Genomic DNA, 14,982 nt, shown 5'->3' with positions numbered 1-14,982 from the left:
GCAGACGGCGCGTCGCGTGACGGGGGAAAAACGCTTCTTTCTCGATGTCAGACAATCGGCGACCGGTGTCTCCTGGGAGCACCGGCTGACCGAACGGCAGGACATGGCCGCTTTAGCCATCGCGCAGGGCCATGGCGTGCCGGACATCGTCGCAAGGGTGCTCGCCGGGCGCGGCGTGACGGTTGAGCAGACCGAGCGCTTCCTCGATCCGACCATCCGTGAGTTGCTGCCGAATCCGGCCTCGCTCACCGATATGGAGAAGGCGGCGGCGCGGCTGGCGGGTGCGATCGTGGCCGGCGAGAAAGTGGCGATTTTCGGCGACTACGATGTCGACGGCGCGGCCTCCTCGGCGCTGCTCAAGCGCTTTCTCGCGCATTTTTCGGTGCCGTCCGAAATCTATATTCCAGACCGCATCTTCGAAGGTTACGGCCCCAATCCCGAGGCCATGCGCGAGCTCATTTCGCGCGGCGCGAAGCTGATCGTCACGGTCGACTGCGGCACCAACAGCGCCGCGTCGATCGAGGCGGCCAAGCAAGCCGGCGCCGATGTCGTGGTGCTCGACCACCACCAGGTCGGCGGGCCGCTGCCGGCGGCGGACGCGGTGGTCAACCCGAACCGGGAGGACGATCTTTCCGGGCAGGGGCATCTCTGCGCCGCCGGCGTCGTCTTCCTCTGCCTGGTGCAGACGGCGAAGGTGCTTCGCGAAAAGCTGCCGGACGCAGCGCCGCCGGATCTGCTCATGATGCTCGATCTCGTCGCTCTGGCGACGGTTTGCGACGTGGTGCCGCTTACCGGCGTGAACCGCGCCTTCGTGGTCAAGGGGCTGCAGGTGGCGCGCCAGCAGAAGAATGAGGGACTGGCGGCGCTTGCGCGGGTCTCGCGCATCGGCGAGCCGATCAACACCTTCCATCTCGCCTATCTGATCGGGCCGCGCATCAATGCCGGCGGGCGCATCGGCGATGCCGCGCTCGGCAGCCGGCTGCTCGCCACGGACGATCCTGTGGAGGCTGCGAGCATTGCCGAAACGCTCAACGGTCTCAACCAGGAACGGCAGCAGATGGAGATGGAGATGCTGACCGAGGCGCGGGCCGAGGCCGATGCCGAGCTTGCCGGCGGCAGCGGTCCGGCCATCGTCGTCACCGCCAGCAACAGCTGGCATCCCGGCATCGTCGGGCTGCTTGCCTCGCGGCTCAAGGAGCATGCGCGCCGTCCGGCCTTCGCCATTGCCTTCAACGCCAACGGCATCGGCACCGGCTCGGGACGCTCGGTCTCCGGTTTCGATCTCGGCCGGCTGGTGCGCGAGGCGGCGGATGCCGGGCTGATCGTCAAGGGCGGCGGCCACGGCATGGCGGCCGGCATCACCGTCGAGCGCGCCATGCTCGGCGCGCTCAGGGCCTTCTTCGAAGAACGCGCCGCGGCCGACGTGTTCCGGCTGCAGAACGAGGAAAGCCTGGCGATCGACGGCGCTTTAGCCGCCGAGGGCGCAACGCTGGCGTTGCTCGACGCGCTGGAGAAGGCCGGTCCGTTCGGCGCCGGGCATATCGCGCCGGTGTTCGTGCTGCCACGCCACAGGCTTGCCGATGCGCGGCCGGTCGGAACCAACCACATCCGCGCCGACCTCCGGTCGCAAAGCGGCGGCAGTATCCAGGCGATCGCATTCCGGGCCGTCGATACCGCGCTCGGCGAATTCCTGTTCAGGAACAGGGGCAAGACCGTGCATGTTGCCGGCTCGCTGTCGGGCAATTACTGGAACGGCAATCGCACCGTGCAATTCCGCATTACGGATGCGGCGATCGCTTGAATTCGAAGCTTCGGATCAGGCGAGGACCGTCTGCAGCCGCGTCAATTCGCCGATCTGGGACATGGTCGCCTGATAGCCGAGGCGGATCGCCTCGTCGGCGCGGTGGAATTCGGTCAGGCCGATATGGCTGAGCTTCGGCTGAAGCGACATGTCAGGCGGATCGCCGGCCAGCCTCGCGCGCGAAATCCGGTCCTGGATGATGTTGAAGGCCTCGACCATGACGCCGGTGATGCCGAGGCGGGTCTGGTGCGGCTGGTGGTGAGGATTGGCCTGGCCGGGACGCGGCGCATCGTTCTCGATGACGAGCTCGCCCGCGCTGTGCTTGATCACCGCGGCACGGCCGAACAGGTCGTAGTGCAGGTTGACGGCCACGACGAGCGGCTGCTCATAGGCACGGCAGACCGAGACGGGCACCGGATTGACCAGCGCGCCGTCGACCAGCACGCGGCCGTTGCAGTCCACGGGTTCAAAGACGCCGGGCAGCGCGTAGGATGCGCGCATGGCGGTGATCAGCGAACCGTTCGACAGCCAGATTTCGTGGCCGGTGCGGATTTCCGAAGCGACGGCGACAAACGGCTTCGACAAATCCTCGAAACGGATGCCGTTCATATGCTCGCGCAGCCGGGCGTCGAGCTTCATGCCGCCAAACAGGCCGCTGCCGCGCAGATTGAGATCGAGAAGGCCGAAGAGACGCCGCTTGTTGGTCAGGCTTCTGGCGAATTCCTCCAGCTCGTCCAGTTTGCCGGCAAGATAGCAGCCGCCGACGAGCGCGCCGATCGAAGTGCCTGCGATCATCGAGACTTCGATGCCTGCTTCGTCCAGCGCGCGCAGGACACCGATATGGGCCCACCCGCGGGCACAGCCGCCGCCGAGCGCCAGCGAAATGCCCGTCTTCCTCGTGGTTATCGGCTCGGGCACGCCGCCGGACGATGCAGGGCCGTTGGCCTCCTGAACGTCAGGTCTGCTGCGCAATGACGCCCATTCGAGCATCACGATCTCCCCTTGTCCCGTATCCCTTCTACATCAAGGATGTTTGAGAATAGTGAATGTGTGTGGTTTGTGAATATTGAATGGTTCACACCGGCTTCCGATACGTTTTTTCCGCATCGAACAGCGGTTTGCTGCCATCGTCGGCAAGCGTTGCCTTGCCGTCGCTGAGCCCCACCGTCCGATAAAAACAGGAACGTCTCCCGGTGTGACAAGTTGCGTCGTGGCCCTGTACTTTGACGGTCAACCATATCGCATCCTGGTCACAATCCGTGCGCATCTCGACGACGCGCTGGAAATTGCCAGAGGTCTCGCCCTTCTTCCAGATCGCGTTGCGCGAACGCGACCAATAGTGGGCGATGCCCGTCTCAAGCGTCAGCGCCAGCGCTTTCGCGTTCATATGCGCGACCATAAGAAGCATGCCGTCGCCAGCGTCGGTAACGACCACGGTCACGAGGCCCGCGGCATCGAAGCGCGGAGAAAGAACAGTGCCTTCCTCCAGCGCCTTCTTGTCTGCAGGAGCTTTGGGAAATTCGAGTGCCGACATGGCCGGTCCTTGATTTAAAGCCGTGCTGATATCCAGGGAGGCCGGGCCTGCGAAAATGGCGGCTTGCTTCCGGAGCTCACGTACTTCAAATACGCTCAGCTCCGGACCTTGGAAACCACCATTTTCGACTCAGTCTACGCCTTTAGCAGGTGGCGGCAGACGATCAGCCACGCACCATGGTGACGAAGCGCACCTGTTCCTCGGGGGTGTCCTTGAAGACGCCGGTGAAGGTCGAGGTGAGCGTGGTCGAGTCCTGTTTGCGGATTCCGCGCATGGCCATGCACATATGCTCGGCCTCGATCATGACGGCAACGCCGCGCGGGTTGAGCACGTCCTGGATGACGCCGGCGATTTGCGCGGTCATCGCCTCCTGGGTCTGCAGGCGATGCGCGAAGATGTCGACGACGCGAGCGATCTTCGACAGGCCGACGACCTTGCCGTCCGGCAGGTAGCCGACATGCGCCTTGCCGATGATCGGCACCATGTGGTGCTCGCAATGGGAGTGGAACTTTATGTCCCTGACGATCACAAGATCGTCATAGCCGGCGACCTCCTCGAAAGTGCGGCCAAGCTCTTCGGCCGGGCACATGTCGTAGCCATTGAACATCTCGCGGAAGGCCTTGGTGACGCGCTTCGGCGTATCGACCAGGCCCTCGCGATCAGGGTTGTCCCCCGTCCAGCGCAAAAGCGTGCGCACGGCGGCTTCGACCTCGGCCTCGCTCGGTCGGTCCGTGACCGGCTTTTCCATATAGGAGGAAGGGGGCATGAGTTTCTTGATGACGGCATCCATAAAGGCGTCTCCCGTAGTCCCGCTCAAAGGCGGAACGAGTTGAACGGACCACGACCTTTCGGGTGAAACTCGCCCGGTTTCCAGCCCGCAAGCGGCGTGAACACATGAGCAATGACAATGGCTTGAGCTTGCCTTGTCGATGCCCGACTGCCAGCATTATATATGCTCGTGCAGAGCGAAAGGAAGACGCAACAGCGGCAAACGCTGTTCGCTCGGCGGCGACGGATTGGAAAAATATGATCGACGACGTCTACAATGCGAAAATTCTGGGCTTCGCTGGAAACATCGCCCGGATCGGCCGTCTCGATCACCCCGATGCGACCGCCAGGGCGCATTCCAAATTGTGCGGCTCGACCGTCACTGTCGATCTCAAAATGGACGGCGATGTGGTCACCGATTTCGCCCATGACGTGAAAGCCTGCGCGCTCGGCCAGGCCTCCTCGTCGATCATGGCCCAGCATGTGATCGGCGCGAACGCCAACGAGTTGCGCGCCGTGCGCGAGACCATGCTGAAGATGCTGAAGGAAAACGGCGCGCCGCCGGAAGGCCGTTTTGCCGATCTCAAATATCTGGAACCGGTGCGCGACTACAAGGCGCGCCACGCCTCGACCATGCTCACCTTCGATGCGGTGGTCGACGCGATCGGCCAGATCGAGAAGAAGCGCGCCGGCCAGGCCGCCTGACGACACCGTCCTAAACCATACTTCTGCATTCGGCGAATTCGTCTCGTATCCAGTCGGCGAATGCCGCGGCCGGCTCGGAAAGGTCCGCCAAGTTCCTTGCCACCAGCCAGTAGGCGCCTGACGCGACATCGATGTCGAAGGGTTTTACCAGCGCGCCGGAAGCGAGCTCTTCGCCGATCTGCAAGAGATCGCCGAGCGCCACGCCGTGGCCGAGCAGCGCCGCCTGCTTCGACAGCGAGGCGTCGGCGAGCATCGGGCCGCGTGCCGGGATGGCGTCGGCCGGCACGCCGGCCGCCTCGAACCAGCGCGTCCAGCTCTGGCGGTTTTCCTCATGCAGCAGCGTGTAGTGACGAAGGTCTATCGGCTTCTCCAAGGGAGGGCCGGACGCCAGCAGCGCCGGCGACAAGACCGGGGAATCGACGGTCGAGGCAAGGCGCTCTGCATCGCTGCGCGGCCAGGAGGTCGCGCGCTGGCTGAAGCGCAGGGCAAGCTCGGGCTGGCCGCTGCGGAATTCGATCAGCCTCGGATCGACATCCAGGGAGACGTCGATATCGGGTCGCAGCTGGCGAAAGCGATTGAGCCGCGGCACCAGCCATACGGCGGCAAGCGAGGGTTCGACGCTGACGCGCACCACCGACTGCGCCGGCGAGGTCGCCAGTTCCGATAGCACCCGGTCGATGTCGTCGAAGCTCTTGACCAACTGGTCGAGCAGCCGGCGACCGGCATCCGTCAACTCGACGCGGCGGTGGAGGCGGAGAAAGAGGGGTTGGTGCAGGAAGGTCTCGAGCTCGCGGATCTGCCGGCTGATCGCGGCCTGCGACACATAGAGCTCCTCCGCAGCGCGGCTGAAGCTCAAGTGCCGGCCGGCCGTTTCGAAACTTCTCAGCGCCGTCAGCGGCAGCCGGCCACGCTTCATCACGCATAACCTCAAGTTATCCGTGGCGGAAATTATACTCGTTTGAGGGCGAAGGCCAGCGGCAGTCTAATCGAGCTCGAAGGAGCAACTGCCATGAACCAGTTCCTGGCTATTTTGAGCGACGTCATACGAGTCGCGACCTTTCAATGGCATGGCGAAGCCCGGCCCGGGCGAGGTTGCCATGATCATCGACATAGTTCATGTCACCGTACGCCGTGGACGGACCGGTATCCTAGTCGCTGCTCCAGACCATGAGGGCAAAAGATCATTGCGTTGACGGTTCGAAGCTCACATCTTTCGCGAAGAAGAACGCTGTGGAGCAAAGCGGTTGGCTGACCACCATGGGCATACGCATGGCGTCCGGCGGGTCCAGCACGGGCGCAACTGGCCGGGACCTTGGCGCAAGACGCCGGGTCGTGTCCTTGGCACGTCGCTGGTGCGACTTTACCAGCTGACGCTCTCCGGCTTCGTCGGCAACAATTGCCGGCATTTGCCGACCTGTTCCGAATATGCGCATGAAGCGATCGCCCGCCATGGCCTGTGGGCCGGAGGCTGGATGGCGCTGTTTCGGGTCTCGCGCTGCGGACCGTTCGGAACGCACGGCATCGACCGCGTGCCGGAGACTCTTGCCCACCGCTACGTCTGGTTTATGCCGTGGCGCTACTGGCAGATCGGCAGGAAACGCGGGGAGACGGACCGCTAACGGCGAAACACCGACCGAACAGTCGGCCGGAAACGGGTGGCGACGCTCTCGCGCCGAAACGACACTGGAGCATCAGAACATGAGGTGTTTCCATGATGTCGCTGTTTCTGGCCATTCACGTCCACGCCGCCCAACGAGGCGATGGACTGCTTCCCGAATTCCTGGGAGGTGCGCCGCAGCCGCGCGACGTGGCGAAGGCGAAGGACGAAAATCCCGCTGTCGGTGAGCAGGAGCCGAAAAGCACCGCCAAGCACGATCCGCGGGAGCGCAGGCGCCGGTCCGAAAACCGGTCGTCCTGTAGCTCTTGTGCATCGAGATCGGGGTCGGTTTTAACGGTCTGGTAGGGTTAATGACAAGCTGCACAAACGCTGCGAATTTGAGACAAAATCGAGACAAGACGCCTCGCTAAGCCGCTCCCCGCAATTCCTTCCCAGAGTGAGCTTCGCATGCGCCAGATCGACCGCTATCCCTTCATTATTGCCATTGTCCTCTTCCTTCTGGCCTGGATGCTCGGCCTGCCGATGCGGGCGCAATCGGCGCCGCTCGAGGACATCCACTGCACGCTGATCCAGGAATCGGAAAGCGGCGCGACGCTTTACCAGGACGGCGTCTGCGACCGGCGCGTCAGCCCGGCTTCGACCTTCAAGGTGCCTCTGGCCTTGATCGGCTACGATGCCGGGATCCTGAGCGATCAGCATACGCCGAGCTGGGACTACAAGCCGGAGTTCAACGCGGTGAAGCGCGATCGCAAGACCGTCGATCCGACGATTTGGGAACGCGATTCCATCATCTGGTATTCGCGCGAGGTCACGCGCAGGTTGGGAGCGGATCGTTTCGCTGGCTATGTATCCAAATTCGGCTACGGCAATGCGGATGTCTCAGGCAGCGCCGGCAAGAATGACGGCCTGACCAATTCCTGGGTGGATTCCTCGCTCGAAATCTCGCCCGTCGAGCAGACGGCTTTCCTGCGCCGGCTGCTTGCCGGCAAGATGCCGGTCTCGGTGAAGGCGCATGAGATGGCGAGAGCGATCATCCCGAGCTTCAAGGCGGGTGACTGGAGCGTGCAGGGCAAGACCGGCAGCACGGGGCTCGACAAGAACAAGCGGTCGCTCGCCTGGTTTGTCGGCTGGGCCGAGAAGGACGGCCGCCGGATCGTGTTCGCCCGATTGGTTGTCGATGGCACGCGCGGCGACAAGCCCAAGGGGCTCGCCACGCGAGCCGGCTTCCTGAAGGATCTGCCGCAACTGGCGAAATGATCGGCTTCAGGCGTTCCGGCGGGCGCGCAGCAAGTGCCCGCCGGAATTGCTTCGCCCGGCGTTAGGGGCGCTGGAGAAGCGGGCGGCGATGGCGCTGCTCTCGAGATCCTCGACTTCGTCGAAGCCGAGGTCGTTGAGGGATGTAGCCAGCGCATCGGGATCAAAGAAGCTGATCCAGGGCTCGCCGACAGATGCGACACGCGCGGCATAAAAGGCAAGCGCTGCCTGTCCCGGCACATCGCGGTTCTCGGCCGGTTCGCTATAGTCGAACACGACCTCGGAACCGGGAGTACCGGCGATGTAGGACAACGTGCCGAAGATCGCTTCCTTGGTTAGGTAAGGCACGACCCCCAGCCACATGAAGAAGCTTGCCTCGGTCGGCTTCAGACCGGCGGACGACAATTCTTCCGACAGACGCTGCCGCTCGAAATTCACCGGCACAAATGTGGCGCCCCGCGGCTCCGCGAGGCCGGCATCGGCGATGAGCCGGCGTTTCCAGGCTTGCGTTGCCGGGTGGTCGACCTCGAAGACAGCGAGGTCCGGGTGCGGGTTGCGCAGCGAAAATGTGTCGAGACCGGCGCCGAGTACCACGAGCTGGCGCACGCCGCGCCGCACCGCTGCAGACAGCCAATCCTCGGCGAGCCGGGCACGCGCCGCCACGAATAGGCGCATGCGACGGCTGTGCTCGTCTTCCTGCTCGATATCCTGTGCCGCCGGGGCGGCGTCACCCAGGATCGCGATGGCGTAGGGGTCGCGAAACAGCCCGGCCTGTGGCGAAGACTGGTGCACTGCCCGCAAGCGGGCGACGCGCAGGGCGGTTCGGCTGGGTGTTGCGTCTTCCATAGCGGTCATCCAAAGCTGTCGCGCGATCATTCGCAAGCCTTCGCGACCGGCCTGCGACATCGATGGCGACATTTCCTGACAGCTCAACCGATGACCGCTCTTTACCTCACGCCATACTGCCTCTAAAACCGCGCCCGCCGGGCATCGTCCATGTGATTGGCGCTCCCGGCTAACCCTCTGCATGCTCCAGCCGACATGCATTTTCACCACCCGCGCTCGTTTGCGGGACTGGATAGGAGAACTCTGATGCTGAATTCTGTTTCCCTGACATTTCCCGATGGCTCCGTCCGCGACTACGACGCGGCGATGACCGGCGCCGGCCTTGCCGAATCGATCTCGAAGTCGCTGGCCAAGAAGGCCGTGGCCTATGCGATCGACGGCACCGTTCGCGACCTTTCCGACCCGCTCGGCAAATCCGGCAAGGTCGAGATCATCACCCGCGACGATCCGCGCGCGCTCGAGCTTATCCGCCACGATGCGGCGCATGTGCTGGCCGAGGCCGTGCAGGAGCTGTGGCCGGGAACGCAGGTGACCATCGGTCCGGTGATCGAGAACGGATTCTATTACGACTTCGCGAGAAACGAGCCGTTCACGCCGGACGATTTCCCGGCGATCGAAAAGAAGATGCGCGAGATCATCGCCCGCAACAAACCGTTCACCAAGGAGGTCTGGTCGCGCGAGAAGGCCAAGAAGGTCTTTGCCGAAAAGGGCGAGCGCTACAAGGTCGAGCTGGTCGACGCCATTCCCGAAGACCAGGACATCAAGATCTACGCGCAGGGCGACTGGTTCGATCTCTGCCGCGGTCCGCACATGGCCTCGACCGGGCAGGTCGGCAACGCCTTCAAGCTGATGAAGGTGGCGGGCGCCTACTGGCGCGGCGATTCCAACAACCCGATGCTGACGCGCATCTACGGCACCGCCTTTGCCGACCAGGCACAGCTCGATGCCTACCAGACGCTGCTGGAGGAGGCCGAGAAGCGCGACCACCGCAAGCTTGGCCGCGAGATGGACCTGTTCCATTTCCAGGAAGAGGGACCCGGTGTCGTGTTCTGGCACGCCAAGGGCTGGAAGATGTTCCAGAACCTGGTCAGCTATATGCGTCGCCGCCTCGACGAGCACGGCTACCAGGAGGTCAACGCGCCGCAGGTGCTGGACAAGAGCCTGTGGGAGACCTCCGGTCACTGGGGGTGGTACCGCGACGCGATGTTCAAGGTGACGGTGGCCGGCGACGATACCGACGACGACCGCATTTTTGCGCTGAAGCCGATGAACTGTCCGGGCCACGTGCAGATCTTCAAGCATGGGTTGAAGTCTTATCGCGAACTGCCTGTGAAGCTTGCGGAGTTCGGCAATGTGCATCGCTACGAACCGTCGGGCGCCCTGCACGGGCTGATGCGCGTGCGCGGCTTCACGCAGGACGATGCGCATATCTTCTGCACCGAGGAGCAGCTGGCCGCGGAATGCCTGCGTATCAACGACCTGATCCTGTCGACCTATGCCGATTTCGGCTTCGACGAGGTCGCCGTGAAGCTGTCGACGCGCCCGGACAAGCGTGTCGGCACCGACGAGGCCTGGGACCATGCCGAGGCGATCATGAGCAATGTGCTGGAGACCATCCGCACGCGCTCCGGCAATCGCATCAAGACCTCGATCAATCCGGGCGAGGGCGCCTTCTACGGTCCGAAGTTCGAATATGTGCTGAAGGACGCCATCGGCCGCGAATGGCAATGCGGCACCACGCAGGTCGACTTCAACCTGCCGGAGCGTTTCGGCGCCTTCTATATCGGCTCGGATTCGGAGAAGAAGCAGCCGGTCATGGTGCATCGCGCGGTGTGCGGCTCGATGGAACGCTTCCTCGGCATCCTGATCGAGAACTATTCCGGCCATTTCCCGCTGTGGTTCGCGCCGCTGCAGGTGGTGGTGGCGACGATCACCTCGGATGCCGACGACTATGCGATCAAGGTCGTCGAGCGGCTGAAGGCGGCCGGCCTGCTGGCCGAGGCCGACCTACGCAACGAGAAGATCAACTACAAGGTGCGCGAGCATTCGCTCGCCAAGGTTCCGGTCATCCTCGTCTGCGGCAAGCGCGAGGCGGAAGAGGAGACCGTCAATGTCCGCCGGCTGGGCTCCCGCGACCAGGAATCGCTGAAGCTCGCCGACGCGGTGACATTGCTGGCCGACGAGGCGATCTCTCCGGACCGCAAGCGCCGCGCGGCTTGATTTTCCTCCTAAAGCGCGTCGCGCTGCGACGCGCTTTAGGTCTTCGTTTTGATGCATGTCGCTTTCCCAAAACCGCTGCACACTTTTGGGCGACATGCATGGGAAACGGCGCTGGCATGATCCACCGCCATTTTCATACGCCTGTCACGCCCACCCTGTAACGAGCCGCCATGCTCAAGCTGAAACTGCGGGAAAGGCCGTTTCCCGAGCTCTCCTACGCCAACCAGCATCAGCCGGCGCTGACGCGGTGGTTCATCCACTCCGTCGAGGGTCTGTCGGGCCGCGACCGCTTTGCCGTGCTCTATGACTTCTGGCGCCGCCAGGTTGTCCCAACCGGCGAAGGCGTGTTCAGCCGCATGCTGGAGCTGATCGACGTGAGGGTGCGCAACGCTGCCGAGTGGCCGCCGACGAGTTTGCCGGACACGCCGCTGGTGATCGTGGCCAACCATCCGTTCGGCATCGGCGACGGCATCGCCGTCCTGTCGCTGGCCGAGCAGCTCGGCCGTCCCTTCCGGGTCATGATCCATAAGGATCTGCTCAGGATCCGCGAGATGGAAGCCTATTCGCTGCCGATCGATTTTTCCGAGACCAAGGAAGCGCTGAAGAACAACATGGCGGTGCGCCATGAGGCGGTCCGGCTGTTGAAGGAAGGCGTCACCATCGTCGTCTTTCCGGCTGGCGGCGTCGCCACGGCGCCGAAGGGGTTCGGCCGGGCGATCGATCTGCCGTGGAAGATGTTTCCCGCCAAGCTTATCCAGGAGGCCAAGGCCTCGGTCATCCCGATGCATTTTTCCGGCCAGAACGGCCGTTTGTTCCATCTGGTCAGCGGGCCGATGAACATGGCCGAGCGCGACAACCGCGTGGCGAAGTTCGTCGGCAAGGCCTCGCTGACGCTGCGCACGTCCTTGCTCATCCGCGAGTTTGCGCGCCTTTCCGGCAAGGCGATCGAGGTGCGCATCGGCGATGTGCTGAGATGGAGCGAACTGGCGCCGCTGCGCGACCGCAAGGCGCTATTGGATCGGCTCTACCAAGCGGTCTTCGATCTGGCGCCGCCTGCTGCGCCGCGCGGGCGCGTGCCGTTCCTGCCAAAGCGGATGCGCAGGGCCGCCTGAGCAGACCGACTAGTCCGCGCCTTCCTCGGGGTCGATGGCGGAGGATTCGTTGGCCACGACCTCGATCTCCTGATTCTGGCCGGCCACCACCGTGAAATCCTTCTGGTAGATACGGTCGCGGTTCTTGGCGATAATGGTGTATTGGCCTTCGGCCAGCACCATTGAGGCGAAGGCGCCGACGGCTTCCTTGATCGGATCGCCGGATTCGTTGAGCAGCGACCAGGAGGTGTCGGCAATAGCTTCGCCGCCGGGCTCGCGCACCAGCTTCATCGTCATCTCTGCCGCGCGGTGCTCGACGGTCGCCTCCGTCAGCTTGCCGGCCTCGACGCGGATGTCGGAGCGGATCACGGCATTGACCGCGCCGTAGGTGGAGACGACGTGGTAAGTTCCGGCGTTCAGCCGCACGACGGTGTTCGGCTCGACATCGGGCGCGATCAGCGCGCGGTCGCCATTGGGCTCGGCATGACCCTCATAGATCGCGAAACGGAGCTTCTTCGGCGGGATATGCGCGCCTCCGGAGGTCACTGCGTCGAGTTTCAGGCCGCCGGCGTCGAGCACGAGGCTCTCGCGCTTGGCATCCTTGCCGACGGTGATGCGCTTGGTAGCGCCGGCACGGCCATAGGAGGCATGGACGAGATAGCTGCCGGGGTCGAGCTGGAACACCGCCGTGCCACCATGGGAAGACGCCACCATCGGCAGCTTGCCGTCGCTGGCGGGTCCGGGCTTGAACACGCGCCAGACGATGCCGCGGGTGATGTCCGCGCCCTTGTCGGTCAGTTGCGCCGAAAGGGTGATCGTGCCGCCGCTGCCGAGCGCCAGCGACCTCTCGCTCTTCGGCGTCGCATAGTTCGAAATGCCCGGCAGTTTAAGTTTGTCGACCTCGTTGGCGTTCTGGGCCAGCGCGAAGGAAACCGGCACCGCGAACAGCGCGGCGACCAGCCAGACCACGACAAAGCGCAGAGTCCCCTCAAACATGCCTTGCGTTGAAGCCCAAGGCGGTGGCAATTTCAAGGCTCAAGAGCCTGCCGCGCTCCGCCAGGGCTCTTTATCCGGCGCATAATGCGTCATTGCCCGAGCCGCCCGACCTCCCGATGGCGCGCTTCAGCCCAAAATTGAACGTTGTAGGAGACTTGCGCCCATGGCGTCGCCGATCATCGATTTCCTGCTGACCCGCAATTCCGTGCCCATACCCGACCTCAAGGCGCCGGCGCCGAGCGACGCGGAAATCGCCACCATGATCGCCGCTGCCTCGCGCGTTCCCGATCACGGCCGACTCGAACCCTGGCGGTTCATCCTCTATCGCGGCGAGGCGCGGGTCGAGATCGGCAGGAAGCTCGCCGCGCTTGCCGAGCAGCGCGAGGGGCCGCTGTCCGAAGGCCGGCGCAACCAGGAGCTGGCGCGTTTCTCGCGCGCGCCGCTGGTGATCGGCGTGGTGTCAGTGCCGAGGGAGAACCCAAAAATCCCGCAATGGGAGATGTTCCTGTCGGGCGGAATGGCGGCTATGAATCTGATGATCGCGGCCAACGCGCTGGGCTACGGCACCAACATGATCAGCAACTGGTATTCCGACGTTGCGGAGGGCAGGGCGATCCTCGGATTGTCGCCGCAGGAGCGCGTCATCGGCTTCGTTCATATCGGCTCCTACCAGGGGCCTTCGCCGGAGCGGCCGCGGCCCGATCCGGCGAAGCTCTATGCCGACTACTCCGGGCCCTGGATCGGCTGACATGTTCTACGAGCCTTCGAAGGGGCATGGCCTGCCGCATGATCCGTCGAAGGCAATCGTAGCGCCGCGCCCCATCGGATGGATCTCGACCATCGACAGGGAAGGCCGGCTCAACCTCGCCCCCTATTCCTACTTCAACGCCTTTTCGACGCGTCCCTTCATCGTCTGGTTCTCATCCGAAGGCCAGAAGGACAGTGCGACGGTCGCGGCGGAGACGGGTGAATTCGTCGCCAACCTCGTCAGCCGCGAGCTCGCCGATAAGATGAACCGCACGGCGGTCGATGCGCCGCGCGGCGTCAGCGAGTTCGCCTATGCCGATCTCGCCATGGCGCCGTCGCGCCTCGTCGCGCCGCCGCGCGTGGCGGAAGCGCCCGCCGCCCTCGAATGCAAGGTGACGGAGATATTTCGGCCGCGGGCGCTGGACGGCACCGAGACCAGCGCCATCGTCGTCGCCGGCGAGGTCGTCGGCGTCCACATCGACGACGCCTATCTCAAGGATGGCCTGTTCGACATCGTCAGAGCCGGCAATGTCGCCCGGCTCGGCTATATGGACTATGCCAGCGTCAACGAGATTTTCTCGATGCGGCGGCCCCGCTGGGGGAAGGACTAGCACGATGCGCAGTCATGACGGCGCGCACATAGCCCGGCTCGCCGATCCGGATGCTGCCGTCGGGAAGCCCGAGAATGCGGTCGAGGGCGATCTCGTAGAGCCTAACGCGCCTCTCCAGGGCTTCGATCGCGATTTCCATATCGGCATCCCTGCCTCCCGCAAATGCCTTGGCGATGACGTCATGCGTGGCCGTGCCGAACTGCATGACGATGTCGGCGACGCCTTCCGGGTCGAAGGTGCGGAACGTGCCGTCCTCGACGCCTTGCCGGATGATCTCGACCAGCACAGGCGAAAACGATGCGCTCGCCGCCAGATTGATGCGGTGGAAGAGCACCAGGTTTTCCGGCCGGAACAGCGTCTCGAACAGCGCCCAGGCCTCCGCCGCGGTCTCGATCTTGGCCTGCCGCGATTTTGCGAGCAGGGCATTGAGGCGACCGAGCGGATCGAGGGCCGGATCGGCGACTATGTCCTGGACACCCGCGAGCGCCTGTCTCGCGAAGCGCTCGGCCAGCGCCTCCAGCAGCGCCTCCTTGGACGGAAAGTAGTGGTAGAAAGCGCCCTTCGAGATGCCGGCGGCGGCAATCACGTCATTGAGGCTCGCCTTGTCGTAGCCATGCGTGAGGAACAGGGCCTGGGCATAGTCCAGCAATTCTTCGCGCCTCAGTTCCGGGTGCTTGACGATACGGGGCATGGCGAAACCTTCTGCACGCGACGACCGTTCCCATCCAGATGCCTGAACGTCGATCGGGGTTGATAATAGACCGCCGGTCGGTATAATAGACCAATGGTCG

15 protein-coding genes are annotated in these 14,982 nt (G+C 63.9%); 8 read left to right on the top strand and 7 right to left on the bottom strand.

Annotation, left to right across the window (positions count from 1 at the left end; genetic code table 11):
• Positions 1-16: 16 nt before the first annotated feature.
• Positions 17-1,801, top strand: a complete 1,785-nt coding sequence (gene recJ, locus RFN28_RS27860) for a single-stranded-DNA-specific exonuclease RecJ (RefSeq protein WP_320290346.1) — start codon at positions 17-19, stop codon at positions 1,799-1,801.
• Positions 1,802-1,816: 15 nt separating this feature from the next.
• Here recJ and RFN28_RS27855 read toward each other — a convergent pair whose 3' ends face one another.
• From RFN28_RS27855 to folE, 3 genes are all read right to left on the bottom strand, one after another.
• Positions 1,817-2,791: a patatin family protein gene (locus RFN28_RS27855; RefSeq protein ID WP_320290345.1), complete on the bottom strand. Its 975-nt coding sequence runs from the start codon at positions 2,789-2,791 to the stop codon at positions 1,817-1,819.
• 85 nt (positions 2,792-2,876) lie between these two features.
• Entirely contained in the window at positions 2,877-3,335 is a 459-nt protein-coding gene (hisI, locus tag RFN28_RS27850) for a phosphoribosyl-AMP cyclohydrolase (protein WP_320290344.1), read from the bottom strand.
• 163 nt (positions 3,336-3,498) lie between these two features.
• Entirely contained in the window at positions 3,499-4,125 is a 627-nt protein-coding gene (folE, locus tag RFN28_RS27845) for a GTP cyclohydrolase I FolE (RefSeq protein WP_126093445.1), read from the bottom strand.
• Between the two features lie 236 nt (positions 4,126-4,361).
• Between folE and RFN28_RS27840 the strand changes: the two genes are divergently transcribed.
• Positions 4,362-4,808 (top strand): iron-sulfur cluster assembly scaffold protein, encoded by a 447-nt coding sequence (locus tag RFN28_RS27840; protein ID WP_320290343.1) that lies wholly within the window; start codon positions 4,362-4,364, stop codon positions 4,806-4,808.
• A gap of 10 nt (positions 4,809-4,818) precedes the next feature.
• Here RFN28_RS27840 and RFN28_RS27835 read toward each other — a convergent pair whose 3' ends face one another.
• The gene (locus RFN28_RS27835; RefSeq protein ID WP_320290342.1) at positions 4,819-5,724 is read right to left on the bottom strand and encodes a LysR substrate-binding domain-containing protein; all 906 of its coding nucleotides are present in this window, start codon (positions 5,722-5,724) and stop codon (positions 4,819-4,821) included.
• Positions 5,725-6,052: 328 nt separating this feature from the next.
• Here RFN28_RS27835 and yidD point away from each other — a divergent pair, with 328 nt between their 5' ends.
• Both yidD and blaOXA read left to right on the top strand, forming a co-directional pair.
• Positions 6,053-6,427 (top strand): membrane protein insertion efficiency factor YidD, encoded by a 375-nt coding sequence (gene yidD / locus RFN28_RS27830; protein WP_320290341.1) that lies wholly within the window; start codon positions 6,053-6,055, stop codon positions 6,425-6,427.
• Positions 6,428-6,873: 446 nt separating this feature from the next.
• Positions 6,874-7,683, top strand: a complete 810-nt coding sequence (blaOXA, locus tag RFN28_RS27825) for a class D beta-lactamase (RefSeq protein WP_320290340.1) — start codon at positions 6,874-6,876, stop codon at positions 7,681-7,683.
• A gap of 6 nt (positions 7,684-7,689) precedes the next feature.
• Here blaOXA and RFN28_RS27820 read toward each other — a convergent pair whose 3' ends face one another.
• Entirely contained in the window at positions 7,690-8,727 is a 1,038-nt protein-coding gene (locus RFN28_RS27820; RefSeq protein ID WP_320290339.1) for an SAM-dependent methyltransferase, read from the bottom strand.
• Positions 8,728-8,772: 45 nt separating this feature from the next.
• Here RFN28_RS27820 and thrS point away from each other — a divergent pair, with 45 nt between their 5' ends.
• Together thrS and RFN28_RS27810 are read left to right on the top strand one after the other, a co-directional pair.
• On the top strand, positions 8,773-10,746 hold the full coding sequence (gene thrS, locus RFN28_RS27815; RefSeq protein WP_320290338.1) for a threonine--tRNA ligase: 1,974 nt from the start codon (positions 8,773-8,775) through the stop codon (positions 10,744-10,746).
• Positions 10,747-10,916: 170 nt separating this feature from the next.
• Positions 10,917-11,858, top strand: coding sequence for a lysophospholipid acyltransferase family protein (locus RFN28_RS27810; RefSeq protein WP_320290337.1), 942 nt, complete (start codon positions 10,917-10,919; stop codon positions 11,856-11,858).
• Positions 11,859-11,867: 9 nt separating this feature from the next.
• Here RFN28_RS27810 and RFN28_RS27805 read toward each other — a convergent pair whose 3' ends face one another.
• Positions 11,868-12,833: an RgsD C-terminal domain-containing protein gene (locus tag RFN28_RS27805; protein WP_320290336.1), complete on the bottom strand. Its 966-nt coding sequence runs from the start codon at positions 12,831-12,833 to the stop codon at positions 11,868-11,870.
• 163 nt (positions 12,834-12,996) lie between these two features.
• On the opposite strand from RFN28_RS27805, the gene RFN28_RS27800 reads away from it, so the two are divergent.
• Both RFN28_RS27800 and RFN28_RS27795 read left to right on the top strand, forming a co-directional pair.
• Positions 12,997-13,581 (top strand): nitroreductase family protein, encoded by a 585-nt coding sequence (locus RFN28_RS27800; RefSeq protein ID WP_320290335.1) that lies wholly within the window; start codon positions 12,997-12,999, stop codon positions 13,579-13,581.
• A 1-nt stretch (position 13,582) separates the two neighbouring features.
• On the top strand, positions 13,583-14,191 hold the full coding sequence (locus tag RFN28_RS27795; RefSeq protein WP_320290334.1) for a flavin reductase family protein: 609 nt from the start codon (positions 13,583-13,585) through the stop codon (positions 14,189-14,191).
• On the opposite strand, the gene RFN28_RS27790 is transcribed toward RFN28_RS27795, so the two are convergent.
• A complete protein-coding gene (locus tag RFN28_RS27790) occupies positions 14,145-14,882 on the bottom strand; it encodes a TetR/AcrR family transcriptional regulator (RefSeq protein ID WP_320290333.1) in 738 nt (245 codons plus the stop codon). The genes RFN28_RS27795 and RFN28_RS27790 overlap by 47 nt on opposite strands.
• Positions 14,883-14,982: the final 100 nt, after the last annotated feature.

It is taken from the genome of Mesorhizobium album, assembly GCF_033977205.1.
Lineage (GTDB): Bacteria > Pseudomonadota > Alphaproteobacteria > Rhizobiales > Rhizobiaceae > Mesorhizobium > Mesorhizobium album.
This window is presented reverse-complemented; position numbering and strand designations above follow the sequence as displayed.

Bases quoted from the DNA above. Each gene is read 5' to 3' on its own strand.
- RFN28_RS27795 (WP_320290334.1), top strand. From the start codon at position 13,583: ATGTTCTACGAGCCTTCGAAGGGGCATGGCCTGCCGCATGATCCGTCG.
- thrS (WP_320290338.1), top strand. From the start codon at position 8,773: ATGCTGAATTCTGTTTCCCTGACATTTCCCGATGGCTCCGTCCGCGAC.
- RFN28_RS27790 (WP_320290333.1), bottom strand. From the start codon at position 14,882: ATGCCCCGTATCGTCAAGCACCCGGAACTGAGGCGCGAAGAATTGCTG.
- RFN28_RS27835 (WP_320290342.1), bottom strand. From the start codon at position 5,724: ATGAAGCGTGGCCGGCTGCCGCTGACGGCGCTGAGAAGTTTCGAAACG.
- RFN28_RS27820 (WP_320290339.1), bottom strand. From the start codon at position 8,727: ATGCATGTCGGCTGGAGCATGCAGAGGGTTAGCCGGGAGCGCCAATCA.
- RFN28_RS27805 (WP_320290336.1), bottom strand. From the start codon at position 12,833: ATGTTTGAGGGGACTCTGCGCTTTGTCGTGGTCTGGCTGGTCGCCGCG.
- blaOXA (WP_320290340.1), top strand. From the start codon at position 6,874: ATGCGCCAGATCGACCGCTATCCCTTCATTATTGCCATTGTCCTCTTC.
- hisI (WP_320290344.1), bottom strand. From the start codon at position 3,335: ATGTCGGCACTCGAATTTCCCAAAGCTCCTGCAGACAAGAAGGCGCTG.
- RFN28_RS27800 (WP_320290335.1), top strand. From the start codon at position 12,997: ATGGCGTCGCCGATCATCGATTTCCTGCTGACCCGCAATTCCGTGCCC.
- RFN28_RS27810 (WP_320290337.1), top strand. From the start codon at position 10,917: ATGCTCAAGCTGAAACTGCGGGAAAGGCCGTTTCCCGAGCTCTCCTAC.
- RFN28_RS27840 (WP_320290343.1), top strand. From the start codon at position 4,362: ATGATCGACGACGTCTACAATGCGAAAATTCTGGGCTTCGCTGGAAAC.
- folE (WP_126093445.1), bottom strand. From the start codon at position 4,125: ATGGATGCCGTCATCAAGAAACTCATGCCCCCTTCCTCCTATATGGAA.
- RFN28_RS27855 (WP_320290345.1), bottom strand. From the start codon at position 2,791: ATGCTCGAATGGGCGTCATTGCGCAGCAGACCTGACGTTCAGGAGGCC.